The sequence below is a fragment of the Clostridium zeae genome, from assembly GCF_017312485.1.
GTDB lineage: Bacteria > Bacillota > Clostridia > Clostridiales > Clostridiaceae > Clostridium_AR > Clostridium_AR zeae.
In genome coordinates, this window is record NZ_BMBA01000008.1 from 177,053 (window position 1) to 200,566 (window position 23,514).

Consider the following 23,514-nt stretch of genomic DNA (forward strand, 5'->3'; position numbering starts at 1 on the left):
ATCAATTTATATAGCAGGATTTTTAATAGCTTTTATTGGTTCTGTGACTTTTTAACAAGTATATCTGTACAAAAAAATCGTTAAAAATTTAAAATTATGTAAAAAATGTTGTTTTACAAATAAAATGCCTAATATACTAAAATAACTTATTATTTATCAAATTTAAACAAAAAATAACAAATTTTATTATTTTGTAACACCAAACCCGTTGACATTCGTACAATTTTCTAATAATATATAATTAAATTCATAATTAGTACATTTTTCTAATTATGCTAATTATAAACTTAATCAATACTATAATGGTTCATTTTTACTTAAATAGTAAAAGCAAGAACTAAGGTATCTTTAATTTCTTTAAAATTTCTTATATTAATTTTTCTCTAGCAGCAGCTTTATAATATGAAGTTTTTTCCCTAAATTTTTGTGTCCTTTTAGGATAAATTTCTCTATTAGTTTTGAGTTAGTTCTATTTTACTTATATAATTTTCATCGTAAATATCCATTGAATTAGGGAGTACTCCCCAATCACATCAAATTAATGAAACTAAAACTTGATGCCCATATACTGTTTTACCTTTAAAATGAGAATTATTAAAAGAATATTTTTTCAATAGTATTTTTATCCTTTGACGAGATAGTATCATCTCTAATAAAGCTCTATTACATATATCTCAATTATAAAAAAACAAAGCACATATAAAATTTTTTTAAAAAACTGTAATCATAAAAAACAATTCTTGATGTAGCTGAAATTTGAAATGTTTTTTTATGATTACAGTTTAGATAGACAAGCTATAGTTGCATTAAATCTATAATTAAATTCTACATCAAAAAAGGTAAGCCTTTTTGATATAGCTTGAAAACCATAGTAAAATATGAATTTTCAAGTTTCCACAAATTTTACTAAAAAAAGGGGGAAAGACTTTTAAAAAACATATCAACATATTTAATGCCGCAAAAATAAGGAGGATATATTAAAAATGAGTAAAAATTCATTTATTAAAAAAGCTATGTTTATTTCAGCAATGTTAGTATCAGGGTTAGCTCTTAGTGTAGCCCATTCAGTAAAAGCGTCAGCAGCAACTTTGTATAGTCTTCAATCGAGAGCAAATTATAACTATGTTTGTGCTGATAATTATGGAAATAATCCATTAGTTGCTAATAGAACTTCAGCAAGTGCTTGGGAGCAATATCAAGTAATAAATAATTCTGATGGAACAATTTCTTTTCAATCAATGGCTAACTACAAATATGTATGTGCAGATTTAAATCAAGGCGCAAATCTTATAGCAAGAAGTACAAGCATACAACAATGGGAAAAATTTAAAAAGGTTAATTTAGCCGATGGAACTATTGCACTTCAGGCAATGGCAAATAATCAATTTGTATCTACAGATTTAAACAACGGTGGTGTTTTAGTTGCAAATAAGGGCGCAGTAGGTGGTGCATGGGAAGCTTACAGCCTTATAGCTACTGGTTCAACATCATCAGTGTCCAAGCCTTCTGAAGTTCCTAGTAATATATGGGGATATGCAATGAATGCTGATAACAGATTTGGTAAAAATGGAGATTTTGCTTTATTGATATGTGCTATGATCAAACAAGAAAGTTCCTTTGGAGCAGGTTTAACTGGTGTATCTGCTGGTGATGGTTTAATGCAAGTAGAGCCAAATACTAGAAACGCTTATTCAAGTGAATTCCAATCAACCTATGGACATTATTATGATAACAACAACGCTCAAGATCAAGTATATATGGGTTCAATGATTGTAAATGATATGATTAACCTAGCTGGTGGTAATATATATAAGGGCTTAGAATATTACAACGGAGGACAAAACTGGTATCCAGGAGCTACAGATTCATACGGTCGTCCAATTCTAGCAGATCAATATGCAAACACAGTATATGGCACATACAAGAGCTATGGTGGATTGCACTAATTAACGACAATATTAAATTTAAAATGCCAATTTTTAAAGCATCATTTTTAGATGGACATCAATTTGTCTAACACAATGAATAAATACATAGATGAAAATATATAGAAAGGAGTTGGAGATAGTTAATAGTAAGCGTTTTTTTCTAGTTCTATTTTGTTATCTTTGTGTTCTTTTTTTGATTATCTTCTTCTACCTTTCATCTAATAATTCTACCAAAATATCGGTTAACAATACTCTCTCAAAAAATCACAATTCATTAAAAGGTGAACTTTCCTTAATGGAAGCTTATCAATTGGCACTTAAAGATGCTAAAGCATGGAGCAAAAATGCGCAATTAGTAATTGTGACAAGTGTAGATGACGATGAAAAAGAATTAGCAGGAAATACTGGTATACGTAGAAAATGGAATCTTTTATTTGCTGACGTCTCTAAAGGTGAAACTCTACTATTATCAATCAGTGATGGTTCCATAACAAAATCTTCGATAAATAAAGAAAAAATTATTGAAAATAATCTTATTAATCCCGATTTCATGAAAATTGATTCAAAAGATGTTATAGAAAAGGCAAAAAAAGAATTTCAATTAAAACCAGGTATCACTTGGGCAAATGGTTATCATTTTTCTATTATGAACAATGGAAATCAAACCTTTATAACAGTCACTGGTCTCAGTGGAGATAATCAATTTACTCAAATTTTTTATGATATTAAAACCGGAAATCGTATCAGTTATAAGATTCAGCCAAAATAAGATCTTAAAAATAAAAAAGGGATGTGTAAAAAAATGATTAAAAATTCATTTATTAAAAAAGCTATGTTTATTTCAGCAATGTTAGTATCAGGGTTAGTTCTCAGTGTAGCCCATTCAGTAAAGGCGTCAGCAGAAACTTTGTATAGCCTTCAATCGAGAGCAAATTATAACTATGTTTGTGCTGATAATTATGGAAATAATCCATTAGTCGCTAATAGAACTTCAACAAGTGCTTGGGAACAATATCAAGTAATAAATAATGCTGATGGAACAATTTCTTTTCAATCAATGGCTAACTACAAATATGTATGTGCAGATTTAAATCAAGGTGCAAATCTTATAGCAAGAAGTACAAGCATACAACAATGGGAAAAATTTAAAAAGGTTAATTTAGCCGATGGAACTATTGCACTTCAGGCAATGGCAAATAATCAATTTGTATCTACAGATTTAAACAACGGTGGTATTTTAGTTGCAAATAAGAGCGCTGTAGGTGGTGCATGGGAAGCTTACAGCCTTATAGCTACTGGTAACACTAGCGGACAAAGCGGACAAACATACACTAATCAAGATTTCACAGCATATACTTCACCAGTAGGTGGTATTACAGCTTCTGGTGTTTCTCCAACTCCATATGTTACTTGCGCAGTACATCCTTCTGATAGATTTAATGGAAATTCAGCTCCAATTTTCCCATTTGGATCAATAATTACTACAGCTAATTCAATTTATCTTCCTGGTTATGGAAACAAAAGTACTTTTATAGTACAAGATAAAGGTGATTTAAATTTTGCAAAATCTCAATATTGGGTTGATATATTCTTTGGATTTGAAAATAATCCTAATACTGTTCCAAATGCTATAAACTTTGGAAATCAAACTTTTAGTTATACTGTAAGTAAATAATTGTAAGACATAATTTTCAAATAAAATTATATACTACAAACTAATTTATATGAAGGAGTGTTGTAAAACTAGTTAAAAAAATAGTTTGCTTCACTCCTTTTTATATCAAAATCAAAATGGTTGTAAAAACAGGTCTACAAACGAGTAAAAATATCTATAATCTATAGAACTCTTCAAAGGATTTTATACAATAGTAATGATCTTGTACTCCACCTAATTCCCTAACAGAGTGCATAGCGAGTATTGGTGTTCCCATATCAACAGATCTTATATGAAGATGAGTTGAAGATATTGGTCCTATTGTTGATCCACCTCTTAGGTCCGATCTATTAACAAATCTTTGGACAGGTACTCCAGCTTTCTTGCATATCTCTTCATAAACTACTGAAGAGTTTGAATCAGAGGTATAGCTTTGAGAAGCTGCTATTTTTATAACTGGTCCTCCATTTATAACTGGTCTAAGCACTGGGTCATGCTTTTCTCCATTGTTAGGATGAACTGCATGAGCTAAGTCTGCAGAAATTAAGAAAGATTTTGCAAGTGCTCTAAAATAGTGTTCTCTATCTCCTCCTAGACATAGCACTATTCTTTCTAAGATATGAGCAAGTAACTCCGAGTCTGCCCCTTGCTTAGTTTCACTTCCTACTTCTTCATTATCAAAGCAAGCCATAACATTTGTAGCTGCAGATACTTGAGTATTTATTATAGCCTTTATCCCAGCATGAACCATAGCTAAGTCATCAAGTCTAGATGAAGATATAAACTCGTTATTTAATCCCATTATGCAGCCTTTTTCAAACTCATATAGAAATAGATCAAAATCTAATATATCTTCAATATCTATCTTTAATTCTTCTGCTATAGTATTAATCAAATACTTACCACTTTCAAGTTTTTCATTTATCATAGACAATAAAGGCAATGTATCCTTTTGTCTATTTAGCTTAACCCCATCATTAACCTCCCTATTCATATGAATAGCTAAGTTTGGTATTACAAGTATTGGTCTATTGATATTTACAAGTCTCGTTTCTGGAAATAACGGATTTTTTCCTTTTAGAGTTACTCTACCAGCTAATGATAGCGGTCTATCAAACCAGGTATTTAGTATAGGCCCACCATAGACTTCAGTATTTAACTTTATATATTTGTTTTCTGCTGTAATCTCTGGATTAGGTTTTACTCTAAAAGTAGGAGAATCTGTATGTGCACCTATTATCTTAAAGCCATGCTCTTCTATTCTTCCGGTTCCAACTTTGAATGCTATAAGTGCAGAATCATTTTTAGTAACAAAATATTTTCCTTCTTTTTTCAGCTTCCAACTTTCTTCTTCTTTAAGTTCCTTAAAGCCGTTTTTACTCAATTCCAACTTTACATTTTCAACAGCATGGAAAGCCGTTGGGCTTTCATATAAAAAGTCTATAAGTTCTTTTGCTAACTGTATCTCCATAATTCACCTCTATAATTTCATAATTTAATATCACTGTTTACTATTATCATACTTATCTTTATATATTATATTTAATATTTCCTATATTATCAAATTATTGAATGTATTTAAAAAATCCGCTATATCTAAATAACGGATTTTGGGTTATTGTCTATGTTTAATGATATTGTTTAAATTAAGTGGTTATGCAGGAGATGCTATATGAGCGAGCTATTAGAATTAAATGATTTTTTCAGATGGAATGGCTCTAAAAAATCGCTAATTGTCCTTTACTAGTGATTTTTTTACGCATCTGCCTTTTCTGAACGTATGTGAAGAAATTCTGGCAGGCGATATATTTTTACTTTTTACTTTTTAATCATATAGCATTTTTATTTTATTAAATTTAAGATATAAAATATTTATAGGATACATGGATTTTTAAAAAGTAAAAATGTACTGTTCGAACGTAGTGAGTTTACATTTTTAGCCATGGAATATGAGAAAATCATATTAATTCTTTGCGTAAGCTCATTAAAGCATTGGATTCATGACCACTTAATTTAAACACAACGCTTTAACAGCGCCTTGTTATTTTATATCTTTATATAATCTGCTTTAACGTATCCTTGCTTAGTTCCTGTATTAGTAGTGAATTCTATCTGACACCACCCATTATTCTGAGATATAACCTTAACACTGGCATTATTAAGTAAGTACCCTATAACAAGTGTATTAGTTGCAGCTCCCTGTCTTACATTAAGATTTGTAGAAACATTAATCACAGTAGCTGGTTTAAGGTTTGTGGTAGTTTGTCCCGAATTCGTTCCTGCACTAGAGCTACTTTGAGTGCTAGTTATTTGTATGTAATTTTTTGATACATAACCTTCCTTATCTCCGCTTATGACTTGGTACCAATCTCCCTGTTGAGACTTTATCTGAACCTCTGTGCCATTGCGTAAGTAAGCAACAGCCGAATAATTAGTACCAGCACCTTTTCTCATAGTCAAAGATGTGGATATATTAATAACTTTCCCCTTTTGAACAGTAGTTGTATTATTAGTTTGCCCACTAGATGGTGATGTTGGAGTAGTTGATGTTCCTCCTGTTGATGTTGTTGGTGTAGATGGTGTTGTTGTTCCATTACCAGGTATTGTGGTCGGTGGAGTTTCTATTATAGAAATATATTGCTTACTCACAAATCCAGTTTTATTACTATCAAAGGTTATGTTATACCATCCATTTTGCTCATAGTTAATCTTCACTTCAGTATTATTCTTTAGATAAGCTAAAACAGTTGATGATGCTGATGCTGCCGATCTAACATTTAAATTGGTTGAAATATTGGTAACCTTTCCTTTCTTCTCAGTGGTACCTTGCTGACTATTTCCAGATGTTTGTCCACTATTAGAAGATCCAGTTGAACCGCTATTGTTACTTCCAGATTGAGTATTACCATTAGTAGTAGTTAAGGATCCTTGAGTAATCAATACATAATTTTTACTTACATATCCATATTGCTTTAATCCATCTTTAGTGAAATCTATCTTATACCAACCATTCTCTTCTTCATATATATTTACAGCTTGACCCTTTAAAAGACTTCCTATTACTGTGGAAGTTCCATTAGCTTTTTCTCTTATATTTAATGAATTAGAGACATTAACTAAGCTTCCTTTAGCTTTAGGCTCTGCAGTAGCTGGAACACTACCATTGCTTGTCTGTTGTCCTGCAATAACTGATTTGAAATATGTCCAAAGTTCTGGTCTGTCTTTAATCATCATTTTAGGACATATCTTGCCTGAAACATCATAATGTCTTACAACATTTTCAGCAGGTATGTTATATTTTTGCATAAGATACTTAGTAAGTGCTATTCCATTTTGTAAGGTTTTATCAAAATTATTATCTGGATTTACGCATAACTCTATAGCTATAGTATCTGAATTATTTATTATTGGATTATACCTATCTCCACAGTGCCATCCTCTCCAATTATCCTCAAGACACTGGATTATGTTGCTTTGATCTACAGTATAATGAGCGGATGCCTCTGCTTCTGGATGATTAGCAAAATAATTTCTGTTAGCCATTGCATTAGCACCAAGCTGTCTATTATCTGTATCATGAATAACTATATATTTAGGTAATATATTTACACCTTTTGTGTAATTTATGTTTATTAGCTGCTTATTTACCTTTATTCCATTTAGCACTGGCGTATTAGAATTTACAGCAGTATTTTGCTGTTCTGAACTTGTGGCAGTATCTTTACTCTGTTCTTCACCGAAAGCTTGTACAGCTCCTTCTGTAACTACCATTGAAGTAATAGTTGATGATATTATAAGTGCGGTTAATAACTTTTTCTTCATATGATTTACCCCTCAAAATTAATCGAAACTTATCAAATAAATTTCATTAAATCACTTAATATACCTTTATTATAGCACCGTATAACAAATTTTGCTTGATTTTAACTTATTTTTCATACATTTTATTTGCAATTTTGCTATAAAGTTTTATCAAAACTATTAATATACTTGTTTTTTGTTGAAAATATATGGAAAAATATACAAAAGGTGCTTTGTTATGTAAACCCATACCAAAGCACCTTTTATATTATTAATTTATTTGCTATTTAAATATTTTCCTCTAATGAACATGTCACTAATTTGAAGGGAATCCTCTAGATGTTTCTTTTCCTTTTCATCTTTAGGTGTTCCAATAATCTGACCATAATTTAATATGGTTGCATCCCTGTTAGTATTTACCAATACCCTTCCCATAGTACTACTATCAAACTTATTTCTATCTATACCTATTAAATATGAAATAGTCGGTAAAAAGTCTATCTGTCCGCCTGCCTTTGAAATCTTTTCACCTTTTGAGTCTTTACTATATACTATGAATGGAATTCCTTTATCATCTTTTTGCCACCAGTCTCCCTCTAACTTGACTTGTTTAAGTTGTGCAGGGTAAAACTTATGAACACCTGTATGATCTCCATATATAACTACTATAGAATCCTTTAGTATTCCTTCTTGATCTAGTTTATTGATAAAGTTACCTATTTGTTCATCGGTATATCTTACACTTTGAAAATATGCTCCTAGTATAGTTTTGTCAAATTCTTGTGGTAAATTTAACATTTTATACTGTTCTGGCATATCAAAAGGTCCATGACTTGTGAGAGTAACCATAAATGAATAAAATGGTTTTGGCATAGTCTTCAACTTATCAGCAACTTGACTTAAATATGATCTATCTGACAATCCAAGCCCTATAACTTCATCCACATTAAACTTACTTATATCCCATATATTATCAAAGCCTAATGATCCTCTATGCACTTCAGTCCAGTTCCAGTTTCCAGCTACTTCAGGATGAGTAGATACTGTATTATACCCCTTTTCTTTCACTAAGTTAGGTAAAGTAGTAAAAGGAGTATATGGATTATTAAAGAAAGTTGCTCCCTGTCTTATAGGCAATATCGATGTGTTTACCATAAGATCTGCATCTGAACTAGTACCGTTATTATTTTGTTCGTGTATATTATTAAAATACAAGCTGTTATTTATAAGTCTATTTAAGTTTGGAGTTATTTCCTGTCCGTAAACTTTTTGCCCAATAACAAAGTTTTCTAAGGACTCTACCTGTACAAATATTAAGTTCTTACCATTAAATTTTCCTTTGTACTCATTGTCAGGTAAGTTTTCTTTATTATCTTCAAACCATTGAGTTATTTTCTCAGTATCATCACTAGAAAGCTTAACAGCATTTTTTTCATAAATTGTTTTATAAATATCATATCCATGATAACCTAGTGGACTCATATCTGACATTGTTTGAAATGGTGCCCATGCAATCTTGAAAAGCATCTTTTCACCTTTTGTACCATCAATAACATCTATATAATAATAGGATGAAACTAATGTTACTATTGAAAAAGCAAAAGTAGCTGCAAACGCAAATATATATCTTTCCTCAGATTTTATCTTATTCTTGAACTTAACTACTAACGCTGCAATAAATATGAAATCTATAAAATATAATATATCAACTGCTGCAGGCAAGAATAGATTCTTTTTTACAGGATTAAATAATGAAGGATATAAAATATGCCTAATAGATAAAAAGGTTCCATTGGCCCTATAGTACCATATATCAGCTAGTAACAGTATGCTAACTAATAAATCAAGTATTATAAGATATCTAAGTCTACCTTTAGATTTAAATAAAAAACTTATACTAATCACCAACACTATACAAGCTATATGTGCCCATATTGGTGGTGGAGTGAAGTACATCTTGTGAAAATCCAAAGAAGACGAATTTGGAGTTCTAAGCATTGCTAAGAAAACCATAGATTTTAACATAAGTATAACTCCGAAGATTACTGGAATTATCATTTCTTTTTTAAGTCTTTTAGCTTTCATTAAAAAACTTTTCTCACCCATCAAATCACCTCATATGTATATCATTTTCATTGAACAACTTCTGAAAACTTATTTTTACAGGTGAACCACTTCATTATAAAATTATTCTTTCAAATTAAAGTGATACATCTTTATCTCGTTGCCATGAATTATTATATATTATTTAAATATTATATACTATAAAAATATGAAATTGTTTCAATTTATTAATATTTGAGACTTTGTTAAGTATGCTGCTTAAATTAATTGATTATTCATCCGATTCTTTAATGAGCTTACGCAAAGAATTAATATGATTTTGTCATATTATCTATCTAAATCTAGTTTTAATATACATACAAGAACACTATTCACAATTGTGAATAGTGTTCTAATTGGGGTTGGTATATAAAAACAGTATAGGGTTTAAATCAGCATTATTTTATAACACTTGCTTATAAATTGATCAGATAAATAAACAAGTTTTACAAATTAATAATCAATCTAAAAACCTATATTTGGGTTGGCAAATTAAATCTAACCTAAAATCAAAAATCTATGTGCGCCTTACTAAACTTTCATATAAAGCTCTTTAAAGATAATAAATTTCAAACTTCTATTTTACGATGCACTTATATCTTTCAATCGTATTTAATAACTTATGCCCATAGATTTAGAAATCTCAAATTAAATATCTTTTCTAAATAGTTTCATTAACACCTTGTAATCTTTATATTTTTATGTGTTTCAAATCCTCTCCTTTAATTTCAAGAGAGAATTTGAAAACACTTAATTATATACACTAAATTTTAAAGTACCTTTGATAAGAAATCTTGTGTTCTTGCATTTTGAGGATTATCAAATATTTCTTCTGGTGTACCTTGTTCTACTATAACTCCACCATCCATGAATAATATTCTGTCTCCAACTTCCTTTGCAAATCCCATTTCGTGAGTTACAACTACCATTGTCATTCCTTCAGAAGCAAGACCTTTCATAACACTAAGAACTTCTCCTACCATTTCAGGGTCTAAAGCTGAAGTAGGTTCATCAAACAACATAACATCTGGCTCCATTGCTAATGCTCTTGCTATTGCAATTCTTTGCTTTTGTCCACCGGATAAGGATGCTGGATATGCACTTGCTTTATCTCTAAGACCAACCTTATCTAAAAGCTTAAAGGCTACTTCATCAGCCTGTGCTTTATTAAGCCCCTTTACTTTAATAGGTGCAAGAGTTATGTTTTCTAAAACTGTTTTGTGTGGGAATAAGTTAAACTGTTGGAATACCATCCCCATCTTTTCTCTTATCTTATTGATATTAACGTTCTTACCAGTTATATTATTTCCTTCAAATACTATTTCACCATCTGTTGGTTCTTCAAGTAGGTTTAAGCATCTTAAAAATGTACTTTTACCTGAACCACTTGGTCCTATAACAACAACCACTTCTCCTTTTTGAATATGGTCAGTTATTCCCTTTAAAACTTCATTTTTTCCAAAATATTTGTGCAAATTATTAACGTATATCACTTGCCCCTAGCCTCCTTTCGAATGCTCCTACTAATTTAGATAATGTAAATGTCATTACAAAATAAATACCTGCTGCAATTATAAGTGGAGTAAAAGGTTCAAAAGTGTTTCCTCTTACTGTGTCAGCCTTATACATAAGTTCTGCTATTCCTATAACAGATACTATTGATGATTCTTTTATTATTGTAACAAATTCATTACCTAAAGCTGGTAGAATATTCTTTAAAGCTTGAGGTATTATTATATATCTCATTGTAGCACCTTGAGTAAGTCCTAAACTTCTAGATGCTTCTGTTTGTCCTTTATCAACTGCATTTATACCTGCTCTGATTATTTCTGCAACATATGCACCGCTATTTATAGATAGAGTTATTACACCTGACATAATTCCTGAAAGATGTATTCCTATATAATCTAATCCATAGAATATGATGTACAATTGAACTAGTATTGGAGTACCTCTTATAATTTCTATATAAGCTGATCCAATAAATTTTAAAACTTTATTTTTTGAAAGCTTCATAAGACTTAAAAAAAGCCCTATTATTGTACCAAAAATCACTGTGAAAAATGCTAAAATTATTGTTAATTCTGCTCCCTGTATATAGAAGCCATGGTACTTATTCCAAATATCTGTAAAACCCAACCCAATTACCTCCTAATAATACGAAATATAGCAGGCACCCCTACCTACTATACTTCATTAATATCTTTACATAGCCCCAATTTTAACTTCTAGCCCCATTATTACTGCTTATTGATCAAAGTACTAAAATCAAATCTTTTTTCACAAATTATTCTACTGAATTACTTGCATCTATTACTAATTGATCTATCTTATTATCTTTCTTTAATTCATCTAAAGTTTCGTTTATTAGCTTTAATAAATCATCTGAACCCTTAGCAACAGCTATTGCTGATCCTTGTTCTGATGGATCTAAGTTGAATTTAGCATCACTTATTGCTAAATCACTATTCTTTTCTACATAAAGCTTAGCAACTGGACCTTCAACGATAGCAGCTTCAACTTTCTTATTCTTTAAGTTAAGTATTACATCAGGAATTTTTCCTACAGATTGAAGCTTTGAATCCTTTATTTGATCCTTTCCTAAACCTTCTTGTACTGAACCCTTTTGAACTCCTATAGTCTTTCCTGCTAGAGAATCTAAAGATGTGTATTTAGCCTTGTCTTCAGCTCTAACTACAACATATTGAGTCGCTGTATAATATATGTTTGAAAAATCCACACTTTGCTTTCTTTCATCAGTTGGATTCATACCTGCAATTACTAAATCAGCCTTATTTGTTTTTAAAGCTGCTATTAACCCATCAAATTTCATATCGCTTATTTCTAGCTCGACACCAAGTTTTTTAGCTATAGATTTTGCTATTTCAATATCAAAACCTACTATTGTATCCTTACCATCAACTGATTTGTGGAACTCATATGGAGGATAGTCTGCACTTGTAGCTAATACAAGCTTACCTGATTTTTTAATTTTATCTACAACGCTAGTAGTTCCAGTAGCTCCTGTAGAATCATTTTTCTTTGTACAACCAACCACGCTAAATGCCATTATCCCAACCAAGGCAGTAGCTAAAACTGTTTTTAATATACCTTTTTTCATTTTAAGACCCCTTTCTATAATTAAACATAATATAGTTTACCATTTAGAAATAAATATTATTCCCTTGAACTGAGTATAATTATACATTATATTTTCATTTTTATGCAAGTATTTTTTAATAATTTTTTAACATTTATAAATATGCAAATATTACATCGTTTAAATAATGCATAAAACAAATAAATCCGTTGATATTTCTTGATTATTCAATCTATTTACTTTGATATTACAATTATCTTTTATTAAGCATATTTAAAATAAAAAGTGCATAAAATGCTTATTTCAAACATTTTATGCACTAATATATTACTAATCTATCTATATAATTATAAATATTTATTTATAATTATAACTTAATATTTATATCTTTCAGCATATGCAAAGCTCTAGTACTCATTATATACTTTATTAAATCCTCATCTTTATCTTTTTCATAGCTAAAATCTACTATGATAACTCCATCAAATTCTAATCCCTTCGCAAAGTAGGATGGAATAATAACAGTTCCTCCATTATAGATTACATCTTCACTATGGAACTTCATAAGAGGAGCAAATTCTCGAACTTTTGGGTATATTTTATTCATATCCTCAGAGTTTCTTGTTATAATTGCAATGCTTTCTAGTCCTTCATCCTTAAAATCTTCTATAGACATAAGTATTTCGTCTATTAAATCTTCTTCAGAAGCTATTTCAACTGATTTTACTTCTTTTCCTTGTCTTACTAGTGGAATGACTTTTTCTTCCTTTAGGAACTTATTAGCATAATTCATTATCTCCATAGTAGATCTATAGCTTATATTTAGGTCATAATGTTCAACATCATCTTCTGGATAAATGTCTTTAATGCTTAGCATAGCTGCTTCTTGATCAGTATCTACTAATCTTTGATTTGTATCTCCAACAATAGTCATGCTCTTACAGCCTGTTAGTTCCTTAATAGCTTTAAATTGTAATTCACTATAATCTTGTGCCTCATCTATAACTATATGTCTAATATCAGATTTAGCTTTCTTACCATCAAGTTTTATCATTAGATATAGTATAGGTGCTAAGTCATCTGATGTGAGCTTTTTATATCCATTAAATTTATTATAGATATTTAATATAGATTCATTATCTATCCATTCTTCTAGTTCTGCTCTAGAATTCATAAGCTCTCTTACTATCTCTCTTATTTTTATTCTTCTATTAAATTCAATATTATTTTCTTCTATCAATAAATCATCTGGATTTAGACTCTTTTTATATTCTTCTGTTTCTTTATTTAATTGCCAAATCTTTTCATCACGTTTATCTTTTATTTTAGATATGATAACCCTTTTTATTTTTTGACTTCTTCTAAATATAGGCATATATAAATAATCTTTTTCGAACATACTCTTTATTTCTTCTACACCTAATATCTCTTCTCCAAAATAATTAACAGGCTTCATTTTAAAATAACCTTGCTCTACATCCTGTACAAGCTCATCTAACTTGCTAATAAACACTTTGGATTTCTTGAGTTTAATATCTTCAATGAATTCTTTGTCTCCAGACAGTACCTTTTCCATGTATTTAGGAAATTCCATAATCTCTTCATTTAAAGAAATTTGGTTTATAATAAAATTAGTTATAGTGTCTTGCTTGACACCGACTTCTCCAAGGCTAGGAAGTACTGTAGATATATATTCCATAAATATATAATTAGGTCCTAATATTAAAACCCTATCCCCAAGTTGTTTTCTGTTATTATATAAAAGATAGGCTACTCTATGAAGAGCTATAGTAGTTTTTCCACTACCCGCTACACCATTTACAACTACAGTTTTCTCTCTAGGTCTTCTTATGATTGTATCTTGTTCTCCTTGAATAGTCATTATTACATCTTTAAGCTTTTCACTTGAGTTAGAACTTAAAACCATCTGTAATATATCATCTTTAACATCGACTTCTGAGTCAAACATACCTTGAAGTTTTCCCTTTTTTATAATAAACTGTCTTCTTTCCTTTATATCTGCCTTTATATCTCCAACAGGTGAATTGTATGCAGCTGTACCTAAGCTTCCGTGATAAAAAAGTGCTGCTACAGGAGCTCTCCAGTCTACAATTATTGGCTCATATCTACCTTCTTGTGTAACTCCAAATCTTCCAATATATAGACTTTCTAATAGATCCTCAGCTTCAGTAAAACCTACTTTTCCGAAGTACGGATTTTCCTTTAATATAGTAAGTTCTTTTAACTTTCTATCTATGGTCTTAAACGCCTCTTCTTTAACAAATCTTTCATGATCAAAGTATTCAGTAACCTTATCTTCATCATCTCTGTATTCTTCAATTACATTTTTTCTGTAGTCTATTATATATTCAGATATGTATTTGCGCTTTTCTAGGTAATTTAAAATTTCATCATTTACTATTTTTAAGGTTTCACTTAACTTTTCTTCCTCAAATAGTAGTTGTAATTCTTTCTCCCTGCTTGAGTTATTATCTTCCATTCAAATCACCTTTCCCTTAAATTAATGAAGAAAAAGTTCCCCTTTGGAAACTTTTTCTCTATCTTAAAATAAACTTATCAATATATAGATATTAAGATTGAACAGTGCCCTCACTGCCATCAACCATTAATTCTGAAGTAACTTCCTTTATACTAGATTCTAAAACTAGATCTGAATACACAGGAACATCGTTCTTTTTGTTCCTTCTTTCTTTTTCTAGCTTTTCAAACTCTTTTTTCTCAGCTTCCTTTTTTTCTCTTTCTACCTTTAACTCTGGGTATTTATCATATACAAATATCATAAATTCTTCTCCAGATAAAGTTTCTTTCTCTAAAAGATCATTTGAAATATCATTTAATAAATCTCTATTATTTCTTAATATCTCTCTTGCTTTTTCATGACTGTTTTTGATAATTTGTAAAGTTTCTTCATCAATTTGTGCTGCAGTTTCAGCAGAACAATTCTGAACTGGTCTTCCATCTAGATATCTATTACTAACAGATTCTAATGCCATCATATCAAACTTATCAGTCATACCATATATAGTAACCATACTTCTAGCTGATTGTGTAGCTCTTTCAATATCATTTGAAGCTCCTGTAGATATAATATTAAATTCAATCTCCTCTGCAGCTCTTCCACCAAGCATAACTGTGATTTCATCTATCATCTCATCTTTAGAAACCAAATATTTTTCTTCTTCTGGAAGCTGCATAGTATAGCCTAATGCTCCCATTGTTCTTGGAACTATTGTAATCTTGTGTACTGGATCAGTATTCTTTAGTAAAGCTGCTACAAGTGCATGCCCTACTTCATGGAAAGCAACAACTCTTTTTTCTTTAGGTGAAAGAATTCTATCCTTCTTTTCCTTACCTGCTATTATTACTTCCACTGCTTCTTCTAAATCCTTTTGAAGTACAAATTTTCTATTATTTTTAACTGCACTAAGTGCAGCTTCATTAACTATATTTGCAAGATCAGCCCCTACTGCTCCTGGAGTACTCTTTGCTACTGACTCCATATCTACATTATCACTCATCTTAACATCTTTTGCATGAACTTTTAATATTGAAATTCTACCTTTTAGGTCTGGTCTATCAACTATAACTCTTCTATCAAACCTTCCTGGTCTTAATAAAGCCTTATCAAGTATTTCTGGTCTATTAGTAGCTCCTAGAATTACTACACCTTTAGAAGAATCAAATCCATCCATTTCAGCTAGTAATTGATTTAAAGTTTGTTCTCTTTCATCATTACCTTGGATAGCTCCATCTCTGCTCTTACCAATTGCATCAATTTCATCTATGAATATTATGCAAGGAGCTTTTTCTTCAGCCTGTCTAAATAGATCTCTTACCCTTGAAGCACCCATACCAACAAAAAGCTCTACAAAATCTGATCCAGACATTGAAAAGAATGGAACCTTGGCTTCTCCAGCTACTGCTTTTGCAAGTAGAGTTTTACCTGTTCCTGGAGGTCCTACTAAAAGAGCTCCTTTAGGTAATTTTGCTCCTATCTCTTGATATTTTTTAGGGTCATGTAGAAAATCTACAATTTCTTTCAGTGATTCTTTTGCTTCTTCTTGACCAGCAACATCTGCAAAAGTTTTACCAGTCTCATCTTCAGCATAAAGCTTAGCAGTGTTCTTGCCAAAAGACATCACTCCGCCACCCATCTTCTTATCCATCTTACCAAACATTAATCTGCCTATTATAAAGAAGAATATTATAGGTGCAATCCAATATAGTATTAAATCTGCTATTGGAAATGCATCTGGGAGCTTTCCTTGATATTTTGCGCCTGAATCTTGTAAGCTTTTAACAAGATCCTTGTCTCCCAAGTTCACTGTATATAATGTTTTACCATAATCGCTGCTTTGTTTATTTGGTATTATCGTCAACTTTTGACTTGTAATAGTTACAGTATCTACCTTTTTATCTTTTAACATACTTTGAAATTCATCATATGTAATGTTCTCTGTCATCATCTCAGTCTTAGTATAATTAAAAGCAAATAATAGGCCCAAAGCTATTATTCCATATATAATAGCATATTGCCATTTTTTATTATTCTTAAACATATTTGCACCTCTTTTCATTTGTCGTATTATATATCTATCCTTTTATAATTTAACTTATATTCTTAAACTTTTTTAGAAACTAGCAAAGCATTAAAAATTGTTTTAAGTTTAAAATTATCCAAAACTACTTAAGCAACCCAATTCTATCAAAAGGAAAAACTCTAATTCTTGCTTTTCCTTGTATATCCTTAGCATCAATATATGGATTGTTCCAATATCTTGCATCTGCAGAATTAGCTCTATTGTCACCTAACATCAAATACTTTCCTTCAGGAATCTTAAAACTTCCTGTTTTACTATCTGGATTTTTTACATAATCCTCTTGAAGGTATTTACCATCAATATAAACATCTCCATTATCTTTTATCTCTACAGTTTCTCCAGGTAACCCAACTACTCTTTTTATAAGTAAGTCTTTAAGTTCATTTGAATAAAAAACCAATATATCTCCTCTTTTTATATTTTGAGGATTATAAACTTTGGTCACAAACATCTGATCACCTTTTTTTATAGTTGGATACATTGATTCTGTTGGAACCGAAACTTTGTATAAAAGAAATTTATTAATAAGCATGGCAAGCAATATAGCTGCACCAATAGGTACTACCCAATCTAATAAAAATTTGACCATAGGATTTCTATTACTACTTTTCTCCATCATTCCACATACCTTTCATTAAGTCTTCTACAATTGATTTCCTTTTATTTGTTAAATCTCTGTCTATATAATAGATCGAATCTTTCTTAACCAATACATCGCCTTCTTTAGGTACTCCTTCAATATTATTGACATTAATCTTAAAAATTTCTTCATTTACCTCACAAATGACGATATTGTCTTCTATTCTATCTATTATTATATAATCTTTAGATAATTTCATATTATCTCCTCTATAGATGAACCACTTTATAATTTATATTTTCTTATTGAAATGATTTATCTCTGTTCAAAAATACACCTTATATAAGTATATCATAATAAAAATTTTTTTCTATTGTAGATAGATAATTTAAAGGTTATTTTTCCACTTGTTGTAAATACATTGTATAAAATTTAATTGGGTGAATTATATGATATACCTTTTCTCCCTTTATGTAAATAGTTTGGCTTTAAAATTAATAAATAGGCTACACATTCTTCTTTTTTTACTTTCCTTTACAGTAAAAATAACAGAGTGTCGATATTTTCAACACTCTGTGCAATTCTTCATTTATCAATTTATAAATGCAAGTTTCTCAAGAAACCTCGATTTTAAATTAAGTTTCATGATTTAATTCTATATTTCGTTACTAATTACATCTGCATAAGTCTCTCTCTTACAAACAAGCCTATCTTCTCCATCTTTTATCATAACAACAGCTGCTTTAGGAGCTTTATTATAATTATTAGCCATAGAGTAACCATAGGCACCTGTTGACATTATAGCCAATAAGTCACCAGTTTCAACCTTTGGTAATTTTATATTATTTATTAATATATCTCCAGATTCGCAACACTTTCCAGCCACAGTTACGTCTTCCAACTCATCAGAGTTAACCTTATTTGCTACTATTGATTCATATTCAGCATTATATAATGCCGGTCTAATATTATCAGTCATTCCACCATCTACCGATATATACTTTCTTATTGAAGGTACTTCTTTAATTGACCCAACTTTATATAATGTAATTCCTGCATTTCCAACTATAGATCTTCCTGGTTCTATGGTAAGTATAGGCATATCAAGACCTAATGCTTTGCAAACTTGGTCAGCCTTACTTAATATTGCAGCACAATATTCGTTTGCTGATTTTGGCTTATCATCAGAATTATAATAAATTCCGAAACCACCACCAAGATCTAGCTCTTTTATAAGATATCCTGTAGCGTTATATATATCCTTAATAATTGTTAACATTATCTCAGTTGCATCTTCATATGGAGTTATATCAAATATCTGAGATCCTATATGGCAATGTAACCCTGAAAGTTCTACATTTGATAAAGCTAAAACTTTATTAACAACATTTAATACATTATCTCCTATATATGCAAAGCCAAACTTTGAGTCTAGCTGACCTGTCTTTATATATTCATGAGTATGAGCTTCTATACCTGGAGTTATTCTTAAATAAATTCGTTGTTTTTTATTATGCTTTTTGGCAATTTTGTCGATAAGTTCTATCTCCATTTCATTATCTGCTACAAAAGTGCCTACACCAAGATCGATTCCTAGTTCAATTTCGTCAATTGTCTTGTTATTTCCATGGAAATATACTTTTTCCAACGGGAATCCAGATTTATATGCTGTAAAAAGCTCTCCACCTGACACAACATCTAAATATAGATTTTCATCTTGTATAATCCTGCACATTGCAAGTGTCAAGAACGCCTTTCCAGCATATGCAACTCTATTATTTCTATCTTCACATTTTAGCCCCTTGTAATATTCTCTACAATTTTGTCTAATAAGATTTTCATCAAAAACATATAATGGTGTAGAGTATTTTTCTGCAAGTTCTGTAGCTCTAACCCCACTAATTGACAATACATTTTCATCAACATTCATACTTCCAAACAATTTCATCAACATTACCTCCCCAATATTAACAAACAAAATATCTTTTTACTCTTTACTTTAGCACCGTTTAAGTACCACTCTTAAATTAAGATATTCCTGAACATCAAATAATGTAATCAAGCATATCTAAAATTAGCAAAAAACTTCAGATTTTCTGATACTTAATCTTATATTTGTCTTTTTTTATTCTTTCACTTATATCTACATTTAAGCCGTATACACATATTTATCTACAACTTTATCTTCGATATAACTTTCTAAAGAATAAAAAACGCCACAGAAAACATCTGTGACGGGTAGAATTCGCTTTAAGGTGAAATTGCAGAAATGAATTTTTATCTTATGACATAATTCTAAAATATTTCAAAAAATACTTGAAAATATTTTATGCAATTCTTAATTCCTTGTAGCTCTCCACTTTAACAATTCAAAGATAACCCTATAATTATCTTTCTTTAAAGTGACAGTTATATACATATTATATATATAACCAGAAAAAAGCTTCGCCAAGCTATCTTCTTCGGCTATTTTTCCTTTCTTTATTTATCTACACTCGCCAGCTCCAAATAAATACTTTTAAAAACAGCACCTCTACCCTAGGTTTCGTTTAATATGTTGAATCCAATAATACCTTAATATTATTAACGACTCGACATTATTCAATTTTATTTGTAATTTAACTATTATCATATCATATTAAAATAAATATGCAATACAAAATAAAAATAATTAATATAGAATAGATTTTTCATTGAAGTGCTTCATCTTTATCTACTCTTTATCACTTCTGTATTTGACCATAAGTTCACTAAATATCTCACCAGAACTTGGAGGTGTATATGTTATAGCGTTTGCTCCTGCAATTATAGTTTCTTTTATGCTTTCGGTAGTAGGTCCACCTGTAGCTATAATAGGGAAGTCTGGAAACTTCTTTCTTACATTACGCACTATCTCTGCTGTATTCTTTCCACCTGAGACATTTAATATGTTAGCTCCTGCTTCTATTCTACCTTCAAAATCATCGTTTTCGGACACAACAGTTACAATTATTGGTATATCCACTGTATTTCTCAACTTACTTACAATTTCATTTGAAGTAGGTGCATTTACTACAACTCCCATTGCACCTTTAAACTCTGCATCCAATGCAAGATTTATAACCCTCATTCCCTGAGTTATACCTCCTCCTACTCCACAAAAAACTGGAACGTCTGCAGCAAGCATTAAAGCTTCTGTAATAATAGGCTGAGGAGTAAATGGATATACCGCAATTATTGCATCAGCATTAGTGTTTTTTATTATTGCAACATCAGTAGTAAATACTAGTGATTTTATTCTTTTACCAAATATCTTTATTCCACTTGCATCTCTTATAACTGCAGGCATTTCTATTAAGTGATTTCTTAGAGCTCCTTTAATCTCAGGTACATATTTTGGCTCTTTATTTGTATTTCCTATCATTTAAATATCCCCCTTTCCCTTTTAAAAAAATATATAATTAATAAATTCTAAATATCAAAGAAATTAATCAAAAACTCTTTTATAATTAAAATATATATACAAACGAATTTTGCCTTATTACAATTTCCTAAAGAATAAAATAATTTGAAAATTAACTATATTTTAATACAACAAATTTCTCTTGTCATTTTTTTTATATTAATTTTTCTTTAATTCATATGACAATATTATTCAAAATATAACAAATATAATTATTTTAATTCATTAAGTATCTTCTTAACTACAGTTTTTCCTATCTTATCTTCAGTCATTTCACTTATTGCATCTTCAATATTGCTCCAATCAAGCCATTCCACTTCCGAAGACTTTACAATTTCTCCTGATTTGTAGTGTGCTATATATGTAAGCATAAGTAGATCTTTGCCTTTAACATAATCACTGCCTAAATATTTTATGTTATCTACTATTAATCCCGTCTCTTCTTTTACCTCTCTATAAACAGCATCTTCTGCCTTTTCATCTGGGCTGATATAACCTGAAACAAGTACTTTTGAATTTTTATATATATAGCTTTGCTTAAGTAATAATATCTTATTCTCTTTTATAATGGCAACAACAATACAAGGCTTTGGCACATCAAAAAACATCATATCATCCTCTGAACAATATGGTACTCCCCCCTCATCCCAACTATGTCTTTCTTCAAGCTTTTTCCCACAAAGTGGACAATATACGAATTTCATGTCATTCCCCCTAAAATTACCTTACAATATATCCTATATACTATAATATCACTTGAACTTCCCTTTTCAAAGTTATGCTGTTTGGAGTAACCTCTGAACAATATGCAAAGACATCAACCCCATTTTTAGCTGCATATCTTAATGCCTCACCAAATTCAGGATCTGTTTCATCATGAGGCGTAAATGCTTTTATATCATCTAGTTGTATCAGGAACATAACTCCCGCACCTTTTCCTTGTTTTTTAACCTCTACAAGTTCCAACAAATGCTTTCTACCTCTTTCAGTAGGTGCGTCTGGAAAGCTAGCAACTCCATTTTTCTCCAAAGTCACCCCTTTAACTTCCAAATAATACTCAGAGCCAATATCATCACTAAGTTTGAAATCAAACCTACTATTTCCAAAAGTTTTTTCTCTCATTATTATATTATATTTATCTAAAGAAGGAATCATTTTATTTATTAACGCCTCTTCCACTACCTTATTTGGGATATGAGAGTCTATACTTATGAGATTTTCCTCTTTGTATGCAGCTATTAGATCATATTGTGTTTTTCTTTCTGGTGAATCCTCTTTTCTAAGTATAACCTTTGTACCTGGTATCAAGATTTCTTTGCATCGCCCTGTATTGGGTACATGAGTCATTATTTCCTTATTATCCAGCATTACATATCCTTGAAATCTATTAGGTCTTTTAACAAATATCGCTTCTACTACAGGCTTTTCTATTAGCACATTAATCACCTTCATAATATATTTGAAATAGTTATCCACATTATTCACATATATTGTCCACATAATATGTTTGTAATGTTGATATTTAACCGTAAAATTTATATTCTTTACTATTATTATTGCTTTTATGTAAGTTTTTGTAGGTTTATATACTATTTTGTTGTAGCATATTCATTAAGTTGAGTATGCTAAATCTTAATTACTAACCTAATTATATTATTTTTTTATAGTATATAGCAATAAATATTAACTTTCGCACTACTTATCCACATTTATTCACAGGTTTGTATACAAAAATGTGGACAACTAATATAAAAATCAACTTTTTTGTGAATAAGTCAATCCTTTTCTTTTAAACAACTTTTTTCTACATTATTTTCTTAAAAAACACTAATTTTTGTAGACAAAAATAAGGAATTACCCTTATGAGTAACTCCTTATATATTCATTTATAGGCCTAAGCCTTATTACGTTCTACACATATATAAACTCGATATACTCCGGAAGTAAATCGAGTTATATAGGTTATGGTGACTCCTAGGGGAATCGAACCCCTGTTACCACCGTGAAAGGGTGGTGTCTTGACCGCTTGACCAAGGAGCCATGAGAACCTAGCGACCACCTACTCTCCCACACAGTCGCCCATGCAGTACCATCAGCCGTCTAAGTCTTAACCGTCGTGTTCGGAATGGGTACGGGTGTAACCCTTAGACGCATCATCACTAGATATTGAAAGATTATTCTTTCAAAATTGCACTTAAGTTTACTTTGTAATAATTTGTATTGGTCAAGCCCTCGACCTATTAGTATCGGTCAGCTGAACATGTTACCATGCTTACACCTCCGA

17 protein-coding genes, 1 tRNA gene, 1 rRNA gene and 1 riboswitch are annotated in these 23,514 nt (G+C 30.4%); of the genes, 3 read left to right on the forward strand and 16 right to left on the reverse strand.

Features of this window, described 5'->3' with window-relative positions:
- Positions 1 to 983 precede the first annotated feature (983 nt).
- The 3 genes from J3477_RS26175 to J3477_RS22710 all read left to right on the forward strand — a co-directional run bounded on the left by J3477_RS26175 (position 984) and on the right by J3477_RS22710 (position 3,603).
- On the forward strand, positions 984 to 1,946 hold the full coding sequence (locus tag J3477_RS26175; RefSeq protein ID WP_228731347.1) for a lytic transglycosylase domain-containing protein: 963 nt from the start codon (positions 984 to 986) through the stop codon (positions 1,944 to 1,946).
- A 277-nt stretch (positions 1,947 to 2,223) separates the two neighbouring features.
- Positions 2,224 to 2,697 carry a hypothetical protein gene (locus tag J3477_RS22705; protein WP_206872528.1) on the forward strand — a complete coding sequence of 158 codons (474 nt, stop codon included), beginning with the start codon at positions 2,224 to 2,226 and terminating at the stop codon, positions 2,695 to 2,697.
- A 33-nt stretch (positions 2,698 to 2,730) separates the two neighbouring features.
- Complete coding sequence (locus tag J3477_RS22710) at positions 2,731 to 3,603, forward strand: DUF8837 domain-containing protein (protein ID WP_206872529.1); 873 nt, start codon at positions 2,731 to 2,733, stop codon at positions 3,601 to 3,603.
- Between the two features lie 154 nt (positions 3,604 to 3,757).
- Here J3477_RS22710 and J3477_RS22715 read toward each other — a convergent pair whose 3' ends face one another.
- The 16 genes from J3477_RS22715 to rrf all read right to left on the reverse strand — a co-directional run bounded on the left by J3477_RS22715 (position 3,758) and on the right by rrf (position 23,394).
- On the reverse strand, positions 3,758 to 5,053 hold the full coding sequence (locus tag J3477_RS22715) for a M18 family aminopeptidase (protein ID WP_206872530.1): 1,296 nt from the start codon (positions 5,051 to 5,053) through the stop codon (positions 3,758 to 3,760).
- A gap of 575 nt (positions 5,054 to 5,628) precedes the next feature.
- Entirely contained in the window at positions 5,629 to 7,404 is a 1,776-nt protein-coding gene (locus J3477_RS22720) for an N-acetylmuramoyl-L-alanine amidase (RefSeq protein WP_206872531.1), read from the reverse strand.
- A 255-nt stretch (positions 7,405 to 7,659) separates the two neighbouring features.
- Positions 7,660 to 9,489: an LTA synthase family protein gene (locus J3477_RS22725; protein ID WP_371876613.1), complete on the reverse strand. Its 1,830-nt coding sequence runs from the start codon at positions 9,487 to 9,489 to the stop codon at positions 7,660 to 7,662.
- Between the two features lie 767 nt (positions 9,490 to 10,256).
- On the reverse strand, positions 10,257 to 10,979 hold the full coding sequence (locus tag J3477_RS22730; protein ID WP_206872532.1) for an amino acid ABC transporter ATP-binding protein: 723 nt from the start codon (positions 10,977 to 10,979) through the stop codon (positions 10,257 to 10,259).
- On the reverse strand, positions 10,966 to 11,625 hold the full coding sequence (locus J3477_RS22735; RefSeq protein WP_206872533.1) for an amino acid ABC transporter permease: 660 nt from the start codon (positions 11,623 to 11,625) through the stop codon (positions 10,966 to 10,968). The genes J3477_RS22730 and J3477_RS22735 overlap by 14 nt, the downstream gene beginning before the upstream one ends.
- Positions 11,626 to 11,773: 148 nt before the next feature.
- Positions 11,774 to 12,607: an ABC transporter substrate-binding protein gene (locus J3477_RS22740; RefSeq protein ID WP_206872534.1), complete on the reverse strand. Its 834-nt coding sequence runs from the start codon at positions 12,605 to 12,607 to the stop codon at positions 11,774 to 11,776.
- Positions 12,608 to 12,953: 346 nt separating this feature from the next.
- Positions 12,954 to 15,086 (reverse strand): HelD family protein, encoded by a 2,133-nt coding sequence (locus J3477_RS22745; RefSeq protein ID WP_206872535.1) that lies wholly within the window; start codon positions 15,084 to 15,086, stop codon positions 12,954 to 12,956.
- 91 nt (positions 15,087 to 15,177) lie between these two features.
- Positions 15,178 to 17,166 carry an ATP-dependent zinc metalloprotease FtsH gene (ftsH, locus tag J3477_RS22750; RefSeq protein ID WP_206872536.1) on the reverse strand — a complete coding sequence of 663 codons (1,989 nt, stop codon included), beginning with the start codon at positions 17,164 to 17,166 and terminating at the stop codon, positions 15,178 to 15,180.
- A gap of 124 nt (positions 17,167 to 17,290) precedes the next feature.
- Positions 17,291 to 17,824, reverse strand: coding sequence for a signal peptidase I (lepB, locus tag J3477_RS22755; protein ID WP_371876614.1), 534 nt, complete (start codon positions 17,822 to 17,824; stop codon positions 17,291 to 17,293).
- Positions 17,811 to 18,047, reverse strand: a complete 237-nt coding sequence (locus tag J3477_RS22760) for a DUF3006 domain-containing protein (protein WP_206872537.1) — start codon at positions 18,045 to 18,047, stop codon at positions 17,811 to 17,813. The genes lepB and J3477_RS22760 overlap by 14 nt, the downstream gene beginning before the upstream one ends.
- A 396-nt stretch (positions 18,048 to 18,443) precedes the next feature.
- Positions 18,444 to 19,736 (reverse strand): diaminopimelate decarboxylase, encoded by a 1,293-nt coding sequence (lysA, locus tag J3477_RS22765; RefSeq protein ID WP_206872538.1) that lies wholly within the window; start codon positions 19,734 to 19,736, stop codon positions 18,444 to 18,446.
- Between the two features lie 393 nt (positions 19,737 to 20,129).
- A riboswitch (Lysine riboswitch) is annotated at positions 20,130 to 20,332 on the reverse strand.
- Between the two features lie 169 nt (positions 20,333 to 20,501).
- The gene (locus J3477_RS22770) at positions 20,502 to 21,191 is read right to left on the reverse strand and encodes a beta/alpha barrel domain-containing protein (protein WP_183275724.1); all 690 of its coding nucleotides are present in this window, start codon (positions 21,189 to 21,191) and stop codon (positions 20,502 to 20,504) included.
- 251 nt (positions 21,192 to 21,442) lie between these two features.
- On the reverse strand, positions 21,443 to 21,934 hold the full coding sequence (locus J3477_RS22775) for an NAD(+) diphosphatase (protein WP_206872539.1): 492 nt from the start codon (positions 21,932 to 21,934) through the stop codon (positions 21,443 to 21,445).
- A 40-nt stretch (positions 21,935 to 21,974) separates the two neighbouring features.
- Complete coding sequence (sfsA, locus tag J3477_RS22780) at positions 21,975 to 22,682, reverse strand: DNA/RNA nuclease SfsA (protein ID WP_206872547.1); 708 nt, start codon at positions 22,680 to 22,682, stop codon at positions 21,975 to 21,977.
- Positions 22,683 to 23,195: 513 nt separating this feature from the next.
- A tRNA-Glu gene (locus tag J3477_RS22785) sits at positions 23,196 to 23,270 on the reverse strand.
- Positions 23,271 to 23,276: 6 nt separating this feature from the next.
- Positions 23,277 to 23,394: ribosomal RNA gene (rrf, locus tag J3477_RS22790) — 5S ribosomal RNA — on the reverse strand.
- Positions 23,395 to 23,514: the final 120 nt, after the last annotated feature.

What these genes read in the sequence shown, in the direction of transcription:
- J3477_RS22760 (WP_206872537.1), bottom strand. Translation starts at nt 18,047, where the DNA reads ATGAAATTATCTAAAGATTATATAATAATAGATAGAATAGAAGACAAT.
- J3477_RS22725 (WP_371876613.1), bottom strand. Translation starts at nt 9,489, where the DNA reads ATGGGTGAGAAAAGTTTTTTAATGAAAGCTAAAAGACTTAAAAAAGAA.
- J3477_RS22720 (WP_206872531.1), bottom strand. Translation starts at nt 7,404, where the DNA reads ATGAAGAAAAAGTTATTAACCGCACTTATAATATCATCAACTATTACT.
- ftsH (WP_206872536.1), bottom strand. Translation starts at nt 17,166, where the DNA reads ATGTTTAAGAATAATAAAAAATGGCAATATGCTATTATATATGGAATA.
- J3477_RS22745 (WP_206872535.1), bottom strand. Translation starts at nt 15,086, where the DNA reads ATGGAAGATAATAACTCAAGCAGGGAGAAAGAATTACAACTACTATTT.
- sfsA (WP_206872547.1), bottom strand. Translation starts at nt 22,682, where the DNA reads ATGAAGGTGATTAATGTGCTAATAGAAAAGCCTGTAGTAGAAGCGATA.
- J3477_RS22770 (WP_183275724.1), bottom strand. Translation starts at nt 21,191, where the DNA reads ATGATAGGAAATACAAATAAAGAGCCAAAATATGTACCTGAGATTAAA.
- J3477_RS26175 (WP_228731347.1), top strand. Translation starts at nt 984, where the DNA reads ATGAGTAAAAATTCATTTATTAAAAAAGCTATGTTTATTTCAGCAATG.
- J3477_RS22710 (WP_206872529.1), top strand. Translation starts at nt 2,731, where the DNA reads ATGATTAAAAATTCATTTATTAAAAAAGCTATGTTTATTTCAGCAATG.
- J3477_RS22715 (WP_206872530.1), bottom strand. Translation starts at nt 5,053, where the DNA reads ATGGAGATACAGTTAGCAAAAGAACTTATAGACTTTTTATATGAAAGC.
- lepB (WP_371876614.1), bottom strand. Translation starts at nt 17,824, where the DNA reads ATGGAGAAAAGTAGTAATAGAAATCCTATGGTCAAATTTTTATTAGAT.
- J3477_RS22740 (WP_206872534.1), bottom strand. Translation starts at nt 12,607, where the DNA reads ATGAAAAAAGGTATATTAAAAACAGTTTTAGCTACTGCCTTGGTTGGG.
- J3477_RS22775 (WP_206872539.1), bottom strand. Translation starts at nt 21,934, where the DNA reads ATGAAATTCGTATATTGTCCACTTTGTGGGAAAAAGCTTGAAGAAAGA.
- J3477_RS22705 (WP_206872528.1), top strand. Translation starts at nt 2,224, where the DNA reads ATGGAAGCTTATCAATTGGCACTTAAAGATGCTAAAGCATGGAGCAAA.
- lysA (WP_206872538.1), bottom strand. Translation starts at nt 19,736, where the DNA reads ATGAAATTGTTTGGAAGTATGAATGTTGATGAAAATGTATTGTCAATT.